Origin of the sequence: Amycolatopsis sp. 3B14 (genome assembly GCF_050958625.1) — a bacterium.
Classification (GTDB): Bacteria; Actinomycetota; Actinomycetes; order Mycobacteriales; family Pseudonocardiaceae; genus Amycolatopsis_E; species Amycolatopsis_E thermoflava.
Genome location: NZ_JBHZEN010000009.1, coordinates 13,340 through 27,768, shown reverse-complemented (window position 1 = coordinate 27,768; position 14,429 = coordinate 13,340). Strand labels below are relative to the sequence as shown.

General features: G+C 70.9%; 16 protein-coding genes. 6 read left to right on the top strand and 10 right to left on the bottom strand.

Annotation, left to right across the window (positions count from 1 at the left end):
- Position 1: 1 nt before the first annotated feature.
- Both ACCP09_RS06245 and glyA read right to left on the bottom strand, forming a co-directional pair.
- Positions 2–1,237: a sarcosine oxidase subunit beta family protein gene (locus ACCP09_RS06245; protein ID WP_433743828.1), complete on the bottom strand. Its 1,236-nt coding sequence runs from the start codon at positions 1,235–1,237 to the stop codon at positions 2–4.
- Positions 1,234–2,535 (bottom strand): serine hydroxymethyltransferase, encoded by a 1,302-nt coding sequence (glyA, locus tag ACCP09_RS06240; protein WP_433743825.1) that lies wholly within the window; start codon positions 2,533–2,535, stop codon positions 1,234–1,236. The genes ACCP09_RS06245 and glyA overlap by 4 nt, the downstream gene beginning before the upstream one ends.
- Before the next feature lie 307 nt (positions 2,536–2,842).
- Here glyA and ACCP09_RS06235 point away from each other — a divergent pair, with 307 nt between their 5' ends.
- Together ACCP09_RS06235 and ACCP09_RS06230 are read left to right on the top strand one after the other, a co-directional pair.
- Positions 2,843–4,000, top strand: coding sequence for an aromatic ring-hydroxylating oxygenase subunit alpha (locus ACCP09_RS06235; RefSeq protein ID WP_027935257.1), 1,158 nt, complete (start codon positions 2,843–2,845; stop codon positions 3,998–4,000).
- A gap of 127 nt (positions 4,001–4,127) precedes the next feature.
- Positions 4,128–5,777: a BCCT family transporter gene (locus ACCP09_RS06230; protein WP_433743822.1), complete on the top strand. Its 1,650-nt coding sequence runs from the start codon at positions 4,128–4,130 to the stop codon at positions 5,775–5,777.
- Positions 5,778–5,809: 32 nt separating this feature from the next.
- Here the strand turns inward: ACCP09_RS06230 and ACCP09_RS06225 are convergent, their stop codons facing one another.
- The 4 genes from ACCP09_RS06225 to ACCP09_RS06210 all read right to left on the bottom strand — a co-directional run bounded on the left by ACCP09_RS06225 (position 5,810) and on the right by ACCP09_RS06210 (position 7,604).
- Positions 5,810–6,049: a hypothetical protein gene (locus ACCP09_RS06225; RefSeq protein ID WP_433743819.1), complete on the bottom strand. Its 240-nt coding sequence runs from the start codon at positions 6,047–6,049 to the stop codon at positions 5,810–5,812.
- On the bottom strand, positions 6,046–6,147 hold the full coding sequence (locus tag ACCP09_RS06220; protein WP_267283927.1) for a hypothetical protein: 102 nt from the start codon (positions 6,145–6,147) through the stop codon (positions 6,046–6,048). Before ACCP09_RS06220 ends, ACCP09_RS06225 begins: the two co-directional genes overlap by 4 nt.
- A complete protein-coding gene (locus tag ACCP09_RS06215; protein ID WP_433743816.1) occupies positions 6,144–6,488 on the bottom strand; it encodes a hypothetical protein in 345 nt (114 codons plus the stop codon). The genes ACCP09_RS06220 and ACCP09_RS06215 overlap by 4 nt, the downstream gene beginning before the upstream one ends.
- Before the next feature lie 159 nt (positions 6,489–6,647).
- On the bottom strand, positions 6,648–7,604 hold the full coding sequence (locus ACCP09_RS06210) for an alpha/beta hydrolase (RefSeq protein ID WP_433743813.1): 957 nt from the start codon (positions 7,602–7,604) through the stop codon (positions 6,648–6,650).
- 70 nt (positions 7,605–7,674) lie between these two features.
- Between ACCP09_RS06210 and ACCP09_RS06205 the strand changes: the two genes are divergently transcribed.
- A complete protein-coding gene (locus ACCP09_RS06205) occupies positions 7,675–8,223 on the top strand; it encodes a TetR/AcrR family transcriptional regulator (RefSeq protein WP_433743810.1) in 549 nt (182 codons plus the stop codon).
- 111 nt (positions 8,224–8,334) lie between these two features.
- Here ACCP09_RS06205 and ACCP09_RS06200 read toward each other — a convergent pair whose 3' ends face one another.
- Entirely contained in the window at positions 8,335–8,985 is a 651-nt protein-coding gene (locus tag ACCP09_RS06200) for a cutinase family protein (protein WP_027935261.1), read from the bottom strand.
- A gap of 212 nt (positions 8,986–9,197) precedes the next feature.
- Here ACCP09_RS06200 and ACCP09_RS06195 point away from each other — a divergent pair, with 212 nt between their 5' ends.
- Positions 9,198–9,917, top strand: a complete 720-nt coding sequence (locus tag ACCP09_RS06195) for a glycosyltransferase family 2 protein (RefSeq protein ID WP_433743806.1) — start codon at positions 9,198–9,200, stop codon at positions 9,915–9,917.
- Here ACCP09_RS06195 and ACCP09_RS06190 read toward each other — a convergent pair.
- Complete coding sequence (locus ACCP09_RS06190) at positions 9,914–10,393, bottom strand: RrF2 family transcriptional regulator (protein ID WP_433743803.1); 480 nt, start codon at positions 10,391–10,393, stop codon at positions 9,914–9,916. The genes ACCP09_RS06195 and ACCP09_RS06190 overlap by 4 nt on opposite strands.
- A gap of 87 nt (positions 10,394–10,480) precedes the next feature.
- Here ACCP09_RS06190 and ACCP09_RS06185 point away from each other — a divergent pair, with 87 nt between their 5' ends.
- Together ACCP09_RS06185 and ACCP09_RS06180 are read left to right on the top strand one after the other, a co-directional pair.
- Entirely contained in the window at positions 10,481–11,206 is a 726-nt protein-coding gene (locus ACCP09_RS06185) for an SDR family oxidoreductase (RefSeq protein ID WP_433743800.1), read from the top strand.
- An 88-nt stretch (positions 11,207–11,294) separates the two neighbouring features.
- Positions 11,295–12,623: an NAD(P)/FAD-dependent oxidoreductase gene (locus ACCP09_RS06180; RefSeq protein WP_433743797.1), complete on the top strand. Its 1,329-nt coding sequence runs from the start codon at positions 11,295–11,297 to the stop codon at positions 12,621–12,623.
- Positions 12,624–12,632: 9 nt separating this feature from the next.
- On the opposite strand, the gene ACCP09_RS06175 is transcribed toward ACCP09_RS06180, so the two are convergent.
- Both ACCP09_RS06175 and glnA read right to left on the bottom strand, forming a co-directional pair.
- Entirely contained in the window at positions 12,633–12,929 is a 297-nt protein-coding gene (locus tag ACCP09_RS06175; protein ID WP_433743794.1) for a hypothetical protein, read from the bottom strand.
- Between the two features lie 63 nt (positions 12,930–12,992).
- The gene (glnA, locus tag ACCP09_RS06170; protein ID WP_027935267.1) at positions 12,993–14,417 is read right to left on the bottom strand and encodes a type I glutamate--ammonia ligase; all 1,425 of its coding nucleotides are present in this window, start codon (positions 14,415–14,417) and stop codon (positions 12,993–12,995) included.
- Between the last annotated feature and the right edge of the window lie 12 nt (positions 14,418–14,429).

Genomic DNA, 14,429 nt, shown 5'->3' with positions numbered 1-14,429 from the left:
CCTAGTGGGCGACGGCGGCGGCGCCGTGCTCGTCGACGAGCGCGCCGGTGACGAAGCGGTCCAGGCCGAACGGCTCCACGTACGGGTGCGGCTCGCCGTTGGCGATGGTGTCGGCCAGGCACCAGCCCAGGCCCGGGGTGGCCTTGAAACCGCCGGTGCCCCAGCCGCAGTTGAGGTAGACGTTGTCGTAGGGCGTGCGGCCGACGATCGGCGAGGCGTCCGGCGTGACGTCGACGATCCCGGCCCAGGTGCGCAGCAGGTGCGCCCGGGCGAACACCGGGAACAGCTCCACCGCGGCGGCCATCTGCCGCTCGATGATGTGGAACGCGCCCCGCTGGCCGTACCCGTTGTAGGAGTCCACCCCGGCGCCCATCACCAGTTCGCCCTTGTGCGCCTGGGACACGTACACGTGCACGGCGTTGGACATCACGATCGTCGGGTGCACCGGCTCCAGCAGCTCGGACACCAGGGCCTGCAGCGGGTGCGACTGCAGCGGCGCCCGCACGCCCAGCTGGTCCAGCAGCACCGAGGTATGCCCGGCCGCGCACAGCGCGACGGTGCCGCAGCCAATGTCGCCGCGGCTGGTGCGCACCCCGGTCACCCGGTCACCGTCCACAGTGAACCCGGTGACCTCGCAGTCCTGGATCAGGTCGATCCCGGCCTCGTCGGCCCGGCGCGCGAAACCCCAGGCGACGTAGTCGTGCTTGGCGATGCCGGCGCGCGGCTGGTAGGTCGCGCCCAGCACCGGGTACCGGATGTCGCCGGAGACGTTGACGATCGGGCAGACCTTGGCGACCTCGTCGGGGGAGAGCCATTCGGCGTCGATGCCGTTGAGCTTGTTGGCCTCCACCCGCCGCACGCTGTCGCGGACGTCCTGCTCGGTGTGGGCCAGGTTCAGCACGCCGCGCTGGGAGAATAGGATCGGGTAACCGAGGTCGTCCTCGAGGCCTTCCCACAACTTCAGGGCGTGCTCGTAGATCGCCGCGGAAGCGTCCCACAGGTAGTTGGAGCGGATCAGCGTGGTGTTGCGGGCCATGTTCCCGCCGGCCAGCCAGCCGCGCTCCAGCACGGCGACGTTGGTGATGCCGTGGTTGCGCGCGAGGTAGTGCGCGGTGGCCAGGCCGTGCCCGCCGCCGCCGACGATCACGACGTCGTAGCTGCGCCTCGGTTCCGGGTTGCGCCACAGGAAGTCCGGGTGGTCGGGCAGGTGCGCGCCAGGGGGCTGGGGGGTGGTCATGCCGTCAGCTCCGGGTAGAGGGGGTGGCGGGCGGTGAGGTCGGCGACGCGGGCGGCGAGCTTGTCCAGGTCGGCGGTGGAGGCGTCCGGGCGCAGGGCCAGCGCGGCGATGTCGGCGACCTCGGCGAAGTCGTCGGGGCCGAACCCGCGGGCGGCCAGCGCGGGCGTGCCGAACCGCAGGCCCGAGCTGATCATCGGCGGGCGCGGGTCGAACGGGACGGCGTTGCGGTTGACGGTGATCCCCACCTCGTGCAGCCGGTCCTCGGCCTGCTTGCCGTCCAATTCGGACTCCCGGAGGTCGGCCAGCACCAGGTGCACGTCGGTGCCGCCGGTCAGCACCCCGATCCCGCTCTCGCGCAGGAACCGGTCGGCGAGGATCTTCGCGCCCTGCAGGGTGCGTTCCTGGCGCTCGCGGAACTCGGGCTCGGCGGCGAGCTTGAACGCCACCGCCTTGCCTGCGATCACGTGCTCCAGCGGCCCGCCCTGCTGGCCGGGGAAGACACTGCTGTTGAGCTTCTTCGCCAGCGACGGCTCGGCCAGGATCACGCCGCCGCGCGGGCCGCCGAGCGTCTTGTGCGTGGTCGAGGTGACGACGTGCGCGTGCGGCACGGGGGAGGGGTGCAGGCCCGCCGCGACCAGGCCGGCGAAGTGCGCCATGTCGACCATCAGGTACGCGCCCACCTCGTCGGCGATCCGGCGGAACGCGGCGAAGTCCAGGTGACGCGGGTAGGCCGACCAGCCGGCGACGATCAGCTTCGGCCTGCGCTCCCTGGCCAGCCGCTCGACCTCGTCCATGTCGACGCGGTGGTCCCCGGCGCGCACGTGGTAGGCGGCCACGTCGTAGAGGCGGCCGGAGAAGTTGAGCTTCATCCCGTGCGTCAGGTGCCCGCCGTGCGCGAGGTCCAGGCCGAGGATCGTGTCGCCGGGCTCCAGCAGCGCAGCCATGGCGGCGGCGTTGGCCTGGGCGCCGGAATGCGGCTGCACGTTCGCGTACTCCGCGCCGAAGAGGGCTTTGAGCCGGTTGATGGCCAGAGTCTCGATCTCGTCGACGTGTTCGCAGCCCCCGTAGTAGCGGCGGCCGGCGTAGCCCTCGGCGTACTTGTTGGTCAGCACCGACCCCTGCGCCTGCATCACCGCCAGCGGCGCGAAGTTCTCGCTCGCGATCATCTCCAGGGTGTCCCGCTGGCGGCCGAGCTCGCGCCCGATCGCCGCGTGCACCTCCGGATCGGTTTCCGGCAGGGAACGCCCGAGCACTCGCTGGGGGCTGAGTGCGCCAGCGCGGCCGATGGCCACCGACATGCTGCCTCCCGGTCTCATACCTCTGTTCGCCGACTGATATATCAACTGGCCGTCACGCTACGGCTCGGCGTCCGGCGGGGTCAAGAGCCGATTCCGGCGAACCTTTGTTACTCGTGAGTCCCTTGTGTCGCAGGGATTTCGCGCTTCGTGTTGCCGGGAGGAAAACTCCGCGCCACCCCCGGTTCAGGTCTTGACAGGGCCGGTGTGCAGGCCGCACTGTGGTCCGCGTCGCAGTTGCACATCACGCAGGTGTTGCGGAAGAAGCAACAACCAGTCCCCGGTCACTCACACCACCACGGAGCGTTCGTTGACCGAGAACACCACCACCGCGCCGTCCACCGACCAGCCCGGGCTTCCGTCGAGCCTGATCCCCACCCTCGGCGGGATCACCTACACCGACGAGACGATCTTCGCCCTGGAGCAGGAGAAGATCTTCGAGCAGATGTGGTTCTGCGCGGTCCGCAGCGCGGACCTGCCGCAACCCGGCAACTTCCGCACGGTGCAGATCGGCCGCGAGAGCGTGCTGGTGACCCGGTCGCGCGACGGTGGCCTGCGGGCCTTCCTCAACATCTGCCGCCACCGCGGCGCCCGCCTGTGCGTGGAAGAGAGCGGCACGGTCAAGCGGAACTTCCAGTGCCCCTACCACGCGTGGACCTACGGCCTGGACGGCAAGCTCGTCGCGGCGCCGAACCTGACCTCGATGCCGGACATCGACCGCACCGAGTACGGCCTCAAGCCGGTGCACCTGCGGGAGTGGCTCGGCTACGCGTGGCTGTGCCTGGCCGAGGAGCCGCCCTCGTTCGAGGAGACGGTGCAGGCGGACGTGGCAGGCCGGCTCGGGCAGCTGGACGCGATCGGCAACTACGGCATCGACGAGCTGGCCCTGGGCAGGCGGATCACCTACGACGTCAAGGCCAACTGGAAGCTCATCATCGAGAACTTCATGGAGTGCTACCACTGCGCGACGATCCACCCCGAGCTGACCGAGGTGCTGCCGGAGTTCGCCGACGGCTACGCCGCGCAGTACTACGTGGGCCACGGCGCGGAGTTCGGCGAGGACGTCAGCGGGTTCACGGTCGACGGCAGCGCCGGGTTCGACCGGCTCGGCGGGGTGGACGAGCACCAGGACCGCCGCTACTACGCGATCACCGTGCGGCCGCAGGTGTTCGTCAACCTCGTGCCCGACCACGTGATCATCCACCGGATGTTCCCGATGGCGGTCGACCGCACGATCGTCGAATGCGACTGGCTCTACGCCCGCGAAGTGGTGGACTCCGGCCGCGACGTGTCACATTCGGTCGAGCTGTTCCACCGCGTGAACCAGCAGGACTTCGACGCCTGCGAACGCTGCCAGCCCGCGATGTCCTCGCGCGCCTACGCCCGCGGCGGGGTCCTGGTGCCCTCGGAACACCACATCGGCGAATTCCACGAGTGGGTCGAGCGGACACTGGCCGGCGGGCGGTGACGCGGTGACCATCTCGCAGAGCGCAGGGGGGCAACCGGACAACCAACTCGAGCAAGAGGCGGTGAGCGTCGTGCCCAGTACGGAAGCATCGACCCGGAAACCCGCGGAACCCAGAGCGCGCGGCGGGATGGATCGCGTGGTGTTCGTCGTGGCGGCGGTGGTCGCGGCGGCGTTCCTGGCCTGGGGCGTGTTCGCGACCGACAGCCTGTCCAGTGTGTCCGCGGGGGTGCTGGACTGGCTGATCCGGAACACCGGCTGGGCGTTCCTGCTCGCCGCGACCGGGTTCGTCCTGTTCGCGATCTGGCTGGCGTTCAGCCGGTACGGCAAGATCCCGCTCGGCCACGACGGCGAGCGGCCGGAGTTCCGCACGGTGTCGTGGATCGCGATGATGTTCAGCGCGGGCATGGGCATCGGGCTCATGTTCTACGGGGTCGCCGAACCGTTGTCGCACTTCGTGGAGCCGCCGCCGGGCACGGTCGCGGGCAGCACCGACGCGGCGGTGGAGACCGCGATGGCGACCTCGCTGTTCCACTGGGCCATCCACCCGTGGTCGATGTACGCGGTGGTCGGGCTGGCCATCGCCTACGGCACTTTCCGGCGCGGCCGCAAGCAGCTGATCAGCTCGGCGTTCGCGCCCCTGTTCGGCGAGCGGGTGAGCGAGGGGCCGCTGGGCAGGCTCATCGACATCCTGGCGATCTTCGCGACGCTGTTCGGGTCCGCCGCGTCGCTCGGGCTGGGCGCGCTGCAGATCGGCAGCGGGCTCGTGCAGCGGGGCTGGCTGTCGGACAACCCGGGCACCGGCCTGCTCATCGGCGTGATCGCGGTGCTGACGGTGGCGTTCGTCGCCTCCGCGGTGTCCGGGGTGGCGAAGGGCATCCAGTGGCTGTCCAACATCAACATGGTGCTGGCCGCCGTGCTCGCGGTGTTCGTCTTCGTGGTCGGGCCGACGATCTTCATCCTCAACCTGGTGCCCTCCACGATCGGCGACTACTTCCGCGAGATGGGCGAGATGATCTCGCGGTCGGGCGCCTCCGGCGGCGAGAACATGGAGAGCTGGCTGTCCTCGTGGACGATCTTCTACTGGGCGTGGTGGATCTCGTGGACGCCGTTCGTGGGCATGTTCATCGCGCGGATCAGCCGCGGCCGCACGATCAAGCAGTTCGTGATCGGCGTGATCCTCGTTCCGTCCGTGGTGAGCCTGGTGTGGTTCAGCATCATGGGCGGTACGGCGATCACGCTCCAGCGCGGTGGCGCGGATCTGGCGAGTGCGGGCAGCGCGCAGTCGCAGATGTTCGGGGTGCTCGACCAGTTCCCGCTGGCCGCCGTGGCGAGCGTGCTGGTGATGGTGCTGGTGGCGATCTTCTTCGTCTCCGGCGCGGACGCCGCGTCGCTGGTGATGGGGTCGATGTCGCAACGCGGCGCGATCGAGCCGAAGCGGTGGCTGGTGGTGTTCTGGGGCGTGGCGACCGGTGGGGTGGCCGCGGTGATGCTGCTGGTCGGCGGCGGTGGCGACGAGGCGCTCACCGGGCTGCAGAACCTGACGATCATCGCGGCGGCGCCGTTCGCGCTGGTGATGGTGGTGCTGTGCGTGGCGCTGGCGAAGGACCTCCGCAGCGACCCGATGATCCGGCGGGAGGAGAAGAGCGCGGAGATCGTGGAGCAGGCGGTGCTGACCGGAAACCGCCACTACGACGGCGACTTCTGCCTGCAGGTGGCGCCCACGGGCGAAGGCGCGCCGAGCGGGAACGGCCGCGCGCCGACGGAGAAGGTGGACTGAGGACCGGGCGCCCGCCCCGGCGGGCGCCCGGTTCAGTCGTTCGCCGGCTTCAGGGTCAGGTTGCAGGACCGCGCGTACCGGCCGCCGCGGGACCGGAGTTCCTCGTGGGTGCCTTGTTCGGCGATGTGGCCGTCGTCCAGGAAGCCGATGTGGTCGGCGCTCCGGACGGTGCGCGGCCGGTGCGCCACCATCACCATCGTGCGGCCTGCCATCAGCCGTTCGATTCCCTCGTGCACCGCGGATTCGTTCACCGCGTCAAGCGCCGACGTCACCTCGTCCAGCCGGGCGCCGTCGCCGCGGCGCGGACCTGCACGTCCACGCCGCCGATCCGCACCGCGCCCGCGTTCACGTCGTAGAACCGCGCGATCAGCTGCAGCAGCGTGCTCTTCCCCGCACCGGACGGGCCGACGACCGCGAGCCGCTGACCGGGCGGCGGTCATCATCAGCGGGACCATCGCCACCAGCGGCACGATGAACGCGGAGACCAGCTCGCCCGGGGGTGTGGGCAATGAACGGGTGCACCGACCTGACGCGCTCGCCCACCACCTCGCGGGTGCGGCGGCGGGCGAACCAAACGATCGGCACCCGGCCCAGCTGCTCGGCCAGCAGGCGGCGGCAGGACAGCTGCGCCCGGTCGTCCAGGACGACCCCGGCCGACGCGGCGGTGCACAGCAGCCGGACGAGCAGGCCGGCCGCGCCCAGACCGTCCACACGCGACCCTCGTCGGCCGGTTCCGGGGACAGCAGCGTGCGGCCCAGTTCGACGAGCGCGAGCGGCGGAGCCAGCCCGGCGGCTGCGCCGATCACCTGCCGCACCACCACGGCGGCGAAGCTGCCGGCGTGCGGCCGCAGCAGGCGTCCGAGGCTTCCGTCATCGTGCCTCCAGCGCCGCGACGAGATGCCCGGCGAGAAAGGCGGCGATCTCCGCGCGGGCGGGCTTCGCTTGCGGGACAAGGCCGGGCATGCTGAGGAACGCGTGCGGCGCCCCGCGGTGTTCGGCGAGTTCGGCGTGGGTGCCGGCGTCGCGTAGCCGCTCGGCGTACCGGCGGCCGTGGTCGGCGACCGGGTCGATCGTGGGCACCACGACGAGCGCCGGGGCCAAGCCGCCGAGGTCGTCCGCCAGCAGCGGCGACAGCGGGCGCGGGTCGGTTCCTGCCGGCGCGGCCAGGCGGTGGAACAGCCGCATCTGCTCGATCGTCAACATCGGGCTTCGCGCGTGCTCGGTCATCGACGGGTGGTCGTAGGCGGTCTCGGTCAGGTCGAGCGCCGGGTTGACCAGCACCTGGGCCCGCAGCCGCAGGCCGGTGTCGCGGGCGCGGATCGCGGACAGCGCGGCGATCAGCCCGCCGGTGCTCTCGCCGAACACCGCGAGCCGCGTCGGATCGCCCCAGGCTTTCGCTTGCTGGAGCACGTCCCACGCGTCCTCGGCGGCGGCGGTCAGCGGGGTGCCCGGGGCGAGGAGGCGGTGCTCGACCGAGACGACGACGGCAGGCAGCCGGGCGGCAAGGTGGCTGTTGACCCAGTCGCATTGCACGGCCGTGCCGGTGAAGCCGCCGCCGTGCACGTGGATCACGACCGGCAGGTTCTCGCCGTGGCGCGGCCGGTACACGCGAACCGGGACCGTGCGGTCGGGCAGCGCCACGTCCTGCCACTCGATCGTCGCGCCGCGGTCCGGGCGCCCGGTGATCAGCCGCGCCAGGCGGGAGGCGCGCTTGCGGTTGGTGCGTTCGCTGAAGGCGGCCAGTTCCGCGTCGGTCATCGCGTCCCAGTCCGGCTCCTTGGCGAGCGCGTGCAGCAGCCGGATGCCCAGCGGTGGTCGGTCGTCCATGTGGCCTCCTCCGATTTACGCTACCGACGGTAGCGATACCGATGGTAGCGGAATTGGCTAGGGTGTCGCCATGAGTTCCGCCAAATCGCCTGGCCGCCCCCGCGCCGGCATCGATGCCGAGGTGTTCGCCGCGACGCTGCGAACGGTCCACGAACTGGGCTATGCGGGCGCGACGATGGACCGCATCGCGGCGGCGGCGGGCGTCGCGAAGACGACGATCTACCGCCGGTGGCCGTCGAAGGGCGCGTTGATCACGGACTGCCTGGTGCACGCGTTCGGCCCGGTGCCGCTGGAGGGCGAGGGACGGCAGGAGGTGCTGACCCGCGCGGTGCACTGGGCTGCGGCGAAGATCGCCGAACCCGGGGTGGGCGCGGCGTTCGCGGGGGTCTTCGTGGACGCGGTCAACGACCCGGCGCTGCGCGAGGTGCTGACGACGCGGTTGCAGGACCCGTACCGCGTGGTTCTGCAGGACGCGCTGGGGGAGCCGGAGAACCGGGTGCTGTTGTTCATCGACGTCGTGGTCGGCACGTTGCTGCACCGGATGGGCATCACGGGCGGCCCCATGGCGGAGGCCGATGTGGCCGTGCTGGCGGAGATGGTGGTGCGCCAGTTCCGCTGACGCGGCCGGGCTGCGCCCCTTTCGCCACGCTCGGCGTCCCTCTCGGATAGGACCGTTGACGTGCGGCGGCCCCGGGCCGATCCACCCAGGCCCGGGGCCGCCGCGTGGTGATCAGGGGATGTAGACCCCGTTGAACCACTGCCCGCGCGCGTCGTCGGAGTAGACGTCCACGTTGAAGTTGTAGTTGCCGTGCCTGCCTTCCCACAGGTAGCCCGGCAGGCCGGACGCCGCGTTGGCGTCGCAGATGATGTCGTCCGTGCAGAGCGTCAGGGTGGGGATGTCGCCGAAGAAGTCGTCCGCTCCGGCGAGTGGCGCGCCGACCACCGGGGCGACCAGCGGATGTGCCGCGGCGCCCGCGTTGCCCGGGCCCGCCGCCCGCTTCGGGTCGGCGATCAGCACGGCGTTCACGTTGTCGATGGTCGGCCAGTTCTCGGTCACCCAGGTGTGCACGACGGCGGCGCCGAGCGAGAACCCGACGGCCTTCACGTGCTGTCCGGGGCAGGCGTTGCGCTGGTCGCGGATCAGCCGGTTCAGCTCGTCGACGCCTTGCCGCGCGTTGATGCCGACCGGGATCGCCGGGTAGCCGACGCGCTGGCTGATGTTGCCCTGCCAGTACGGGTCGTCGGAGTCGTTGTCGCCGGTACCGCCGACGACGATGGTGTAGGTCCCCTCGCACGGGGCGGCCTGCGCGACGGGCGAGGCCACCAGGTACGCCGCCGCCCCGACCGCCAGTCCGGTCAGCAGTGCCGCGATCTTCTTCATCGAACCCTCCCGGTTCGTGTGGACGAAATCCCGGCGAACGGTAGGGGCGGGCGATGAAAAACCGGTGAAACCGCATTTCACCGGTCACCGAACGTGCCCCGCCGCGCTGCTGCTGCTCACGGCCGACCTCCTCGCGGCTGCTCCGGGTCGTGAGCTGGTTTGATGGTCACGGACATCGTCTCGATCTGGGGGATCCGTTGCCGAAGGTCAGTGTGATCACGGCTGTCCATGACGGAGGACACCACTTCCTGCGGGAGGCCTACACCTCGCTGCGCGACCAGGAACTGCCGTCCGGCTGGGAGTGGGAGTGGTGCCTGCAGGAGGACGGCGACAGCGGCGTGGTGGAGTGCCTGCCGCCCGATGAGCGTGTGTTGCCCGGTTCCGGGCTGCCCGGCCGGGCCGCGGTCGCGCGCACGATGGCGCTGGCGCGGGCGACCGGCTCGATCGTGCGCACGCTCGACGCCGACGACGTGCTGCTGCCCGGCGCGCTGGCCAGGGACATCGAGGCGCTGGGCCGGGTGGCGTGGTGCACCTCGGCGTGCGTCGACCTGCTGCCGGACGGCTCGACGCAGCCCGGCCCCTACGATCCGCCGCCCGGCCCGGTGCCGCCGGGCCGGTTCTACGCCGAGCAGCTCGACGACCGGTTGTCCGTGCAGGCCAACACGTTCGCGGCGCACACGGACCTGGTGCGCGCCCTGGGCGGCTGGCCGGCGCTGACCGGCGCGGAGACCGTCGGGCTGCTGCTGGCCGCCGAGGCGGTGGCGGCGGGGGAGTTCATCGCCGAGCCGAGCGTGCTCTACCGCAAGCACGACGCCCAGACGACGGCCGCCGACCGATACTGGGACAAGGCCGAATCCGCGGCGCGCCTGGAGAGCGTGCTGGCGCGAGCCGACGCGCTGCGCCGCTCGGGCTGGCACTGGCAGTCCGGTTAGGACGGTCTGCTGAGCCACTTCCCGACCTGGCCCAGCACGTCGCCCTCGTAGTCGGTGCTGACCATGCGGCCCAGGTCGGCCACCGACACCTGCCGCAGCGCGGCCCGCCACGCCTTGTCCGCCTCGAACATGGTGCGCGCGATCGCGCAGGGCGCCGTGCAAGCCGACGGCGGTGTCGCCATCGGGCCGCGCCGGCGGATCTCGGTGCACACGAACGTCGACTGCGGCCCTTCGACGGCCTCGACCACCTCGAGCACCGTGATCTCCTCCGGCGAGCGGGTCAGCACGTACCCGCCTGCCTTCCCCTGCACCGAGTGGACCAGCCCCGCACGCGACAACGACTGCAGCTGCTTCGCCAGGTACGTCCCGGACACCCCGTGCAGCTCGGCCAGGCGCGCGGCGGGCACCGGCTCGGCCGCCGCCGTCAGCACCACGCAACAGTGCAACGCCCACTCGACCCCACCGGACAGCTTCACACGACCAGACTAACGATCACCCTTGACTCGGACAACAGATGTCCGAGTAATGTCCCGGACAAGATCAGTCCGAGTTAGGAGTTCCTCATGAAGATCGCGGTCATCGGCACCGGCCTCATCGGCTCCCAGGTCGTCGACCGGCTCGTCGCCGCTGGTCACGACGCTGCCGGGCACTCACGGGCCACCGGCGTCGACCTGCTCACCGGGGAGGGGCTCGACCAGGCCGTCCGCGGTGCGGAGGTAGTGGTCGACGTGACGAACTCGCCGACCTTCGACGAGGCCTCCATCGACTTCTTCCGCACCTCGGTGACCAACCTGCTGGCCGCCGCCCACGCGGCGGGTGCCCGGCACGTCGTCGCGCTCTCGATCGTCGGCGTCGACCAGGTGCCCGACGTGGCCTACTACCGCGCCAAGACCCTGCAGGAGGACCTCGTCAAGGCCGGTCCCATCCCGTACACGATCGTGCGCGCCACCCAGTTCATGGAGTTCGTCCCCGCGGTGCTGGACTTCACCACCGACGGCGACGTCGTGCGCCTGCCGTCCACCCCGATCCAGCCGATCAGCTCGGCCGAGGTCGCCGCCGCGGTCGCCGAGGCCGCGACCGGAGCCCCGCTCGGCGGCACCCGCGACGTCGGAGGCCCCGAGGTCTTCCCGCTCGACGAGCTGGGCCGCATCACGCTCGCCGCGACCGGCGACGGCCGCCGGGTCGTCACCGACGAGACCGCAGGGCTGTTCGCCGCGGTCAAGGGCGACGTGCTGACCGGCGGCCGTCGCGCCACCACCCGCTACCGCGACTGGCTCCAGTCCCGCTGACGTGATCCGCGGCACCAGGGCCGCTCCGGGCGTCACAACCCGGCCGGGCCGTGTCGTCCCCAGGGCGACCGAGAGGAAAGGGGTCGTGATGCGCAGGATCCTCATCGTCGGCGGCGGTTACGCCGGCTTCTACACCGCCTGGAAACTGGAGAAGAAGCTGCGCCGGGGCGAGGCCGAGGTGACGCTCGTCGACCCGCGCCCGTACCTGACGTACCAGCCGTTCCTGCCCGAGGTGGTGGCCGGCTCGGTGGAGGCGCGTCACGCCGCGGTGTCGCTGCGGCGGCACCTGCGGCGGACGCGGATCGTCGCAGGCATGGTCACCGCGATCGACCACGGGCACCGCGTGGTCACCGTCCGGCCCGCCGAGGGCGAGGGCTTCGAGCTCGGCTACGACGTCGTCGTGGTCACCGCGGGCGCGGTGACCCGGAAGTTCCCGGTGCCGGGCATCGCCGAGCAGGCGATCGGCCTCAAGCACGTCGAGGAGGCGGTGGCGATCCGGGACCGGCTGCTCACCGCGTTCGACCGCGCCGCCACCTTGCCGCCGGGGCCGCGGCGGCAGCGGCTGCTCACCGTGACCTTCGTCGGCGGCGGGTTCTCCGGGGTCGAGGGCTTCGGCGAGCTGCTGTCGCTGGCGACCGCGTTGCTCGCGCGCTACCCGGAGCTGAGCCGGGACGAGCTGCGGTTCCACCTCGTGGAGGCGTCCGGCCGGATACTGCCGGAGGTCACCGACCGCCCCGGCCGGTGGGTCGTGCGCTCGCTCGAGCGCCGGGGCGCGCGTGTGCACCTGAACACCCGAGTCACGTCGGCGGTCGGCGGGCACGTCGTGTTGTCCAGCGGCGAGGAGTTCGACTCGGAGCTGATCGTGTGGACCGCGGGCAACGGCGCGAACCCGGTCACCGGCAGGCACACCGACCTGCCGGTGGACGAGCGCGGGCTGATCGTCGTGCGGCCGGACCTGCGGGTCGGCACGCAGGCGGCGCCGGTGCCGGACGCGTGGGCAGCCGGTGACGACGCCGCGGTGCCGGACCTGGCCTCGCCCGTGCCGGGCGCCCGCACGGTGCCCAACGCGCAGCACGCGTACCGGCAGGGCAAGCTGCTTGCGCGCAACATCATCGCCACGCTGCGCGGCCGCCCGACGAAGCCGTACGTGCACCACAGCCTCGGCGCGATCGCGACGCTCGGCCTCGGCCGCGGCATCTTCCAGTACCGGCGGATCGTCGTCACCGGGCTGCCGGCGTGGCTCATGCACCGCGGCTACCACGTGCTGGCCGTGCCCAGCTGGGAACGCAAGGTGCGGGTGCTGGCGGTCTGGATGACCGCGGCGCTGTTCGGGCGGGACATCCTTTCGCTGGCATCGGTGCAGCACCCGCGGGAGGCGTTCGTGACCGGCGGGGAGCCGGTTCGCGCGGAGTCGTGAGCGCGGCGCTCAGAGGCGCTCGTCGCGCATCACTTCCAGGTTGTGGAACACCGGGTCGCCCTCGCAAAGGGCCATCATCTCCTTCGCGAACCGGTCCGTCTCCGGCAGGGACGAGTTGCGCATGGCGTCCTCATAGGACGGGAACTCGACGAACTCCATGTAGGTGCCGGGGCGTTCCCGGTCGCTCATCAGCACCGCGTGCGTGGCGGTCCGCCTGCCCTGCGTCTCCGCCAGCCAGCGGTCCATCATGTCGTTCATCTGTTCCGGGTGCTCGGTCTTGTACTCGATAACCTGTACGAAAGTCATTTCCCGCTCCTTTTCAGACCCGGGAGAGGTCATGGTCCGCCTGCGCCGCGCGGCGGTCAACACCTACACGTCGTAGGTGAGCGCGAATTCGTACGGGTGCGGCCGCAGCCGGAGCGGGTCGATCTCCGTTTCGCGCTTGAAGTCGATCCACGTCTCGATCACGTCCTCGGTGAACACGCCGCCCGCGAGGAGGAACTCGTGATCGGATTCGAGCCGGTCGATCACCGCCTCCAGCGACGCGGGCACCTGCGCCACGTCCCGCGCCTCCTCGGGCGGCAGCTCGTACAGGTCCTTGTCGATCGGCGACGGCGGTTCCAGCTTGTTGCGCACCCCGTCCAGCCCGGCCATCAGCATCGCGGAGAACGCCAGGTACGGGTTGCCCGACGAGTCCGGGCAGCGGAACTCGATCCGCTTGGCCTTCGGCGACGAGCCGGTCACCGGGATCCGCACGCACGCCGACCGGTTCCGCTGCGAGTAGACCAGGTTGATCGGCGCCTCGAAGCCCGGCACCAGCCGGTGGTAGGAGTTCGCCGTCGGGTTGGTGAACGCGAGCAGGCTCGGCGCGTGGTGCAGGATCCCGCCGACGTAGTGCCGCGCCAGGTCGGACAGCCCGCCGTAGCCCGCCTCGTCGTAGAACAGCGGGCCGTTCTCGTCCCACAGCGACTGGTGGCAGTGCATGCCCGAGCCGTTGTCGTTGTACAGCGGCTTCGGCATGAAAGTAACCGTCTTGCCCTGCTCCCACGCCGTGTTCTTCACGACGTACTTGAACAGCTGCAGGTCGTCGGCCGCGTGCAGCAGCGTGTTGAACCGGTAGTTGATCTCGGCCTGGCCGCCGCTGCCGACCTCGTGGTGCGCCTTCTCCACCTCGATCCCGACGCCGGCCAGGTTGCGCACCATCTGGTCGCGCAGGTCCGCGAAGTGGTCGCGGGGCGACACCGGGAAGTAGCCCGCCTTGAACGGGGTCTTGTAGCCGAGGTTGCCGTGTTCCTCGTCGCGCCCGGTGTTCCACCAGCCCTCCACCGAGTCGACCTCGTAGAACGCGGTGTTCTCCACGTTGCCGAACCGCACCGAGTCGAAGATGTAGAACTCCGCCTCCGGCCCGAAGAACGCGCGGTCGGCGATGGTCGACTCGCTGATGTACTCCTCGGCCTTGCGGGCGATGTTGCGCGGGTCGCGGCTGTAGGACTCGCGGGTGAACGGGTCGTGCACGAAGAAGTTCATCAACAGCGTCTTCTCCGCGCGGAACGGGTCGACGCGCGCCGTGTAGGGGTCGGGCAGCAGCAGCATGTCGGACTCGTGGATCGACTGGAACCCGCGCACGGACGAGCCGTCGAAGGCGATCCCGTCCTCGAAGGCGTCGGCGTCGAACGCCGCCGCGGGCACCGTGAAGTGCTGCATGATGCCGGGCAGGTCGCAGAACCGGACGTCGACGAACTCCACGTTCTCGTCGGCGATGTAGCGCAGGACTTCGTCTGCGTTGGCGAACATGGCGGGCTCCTT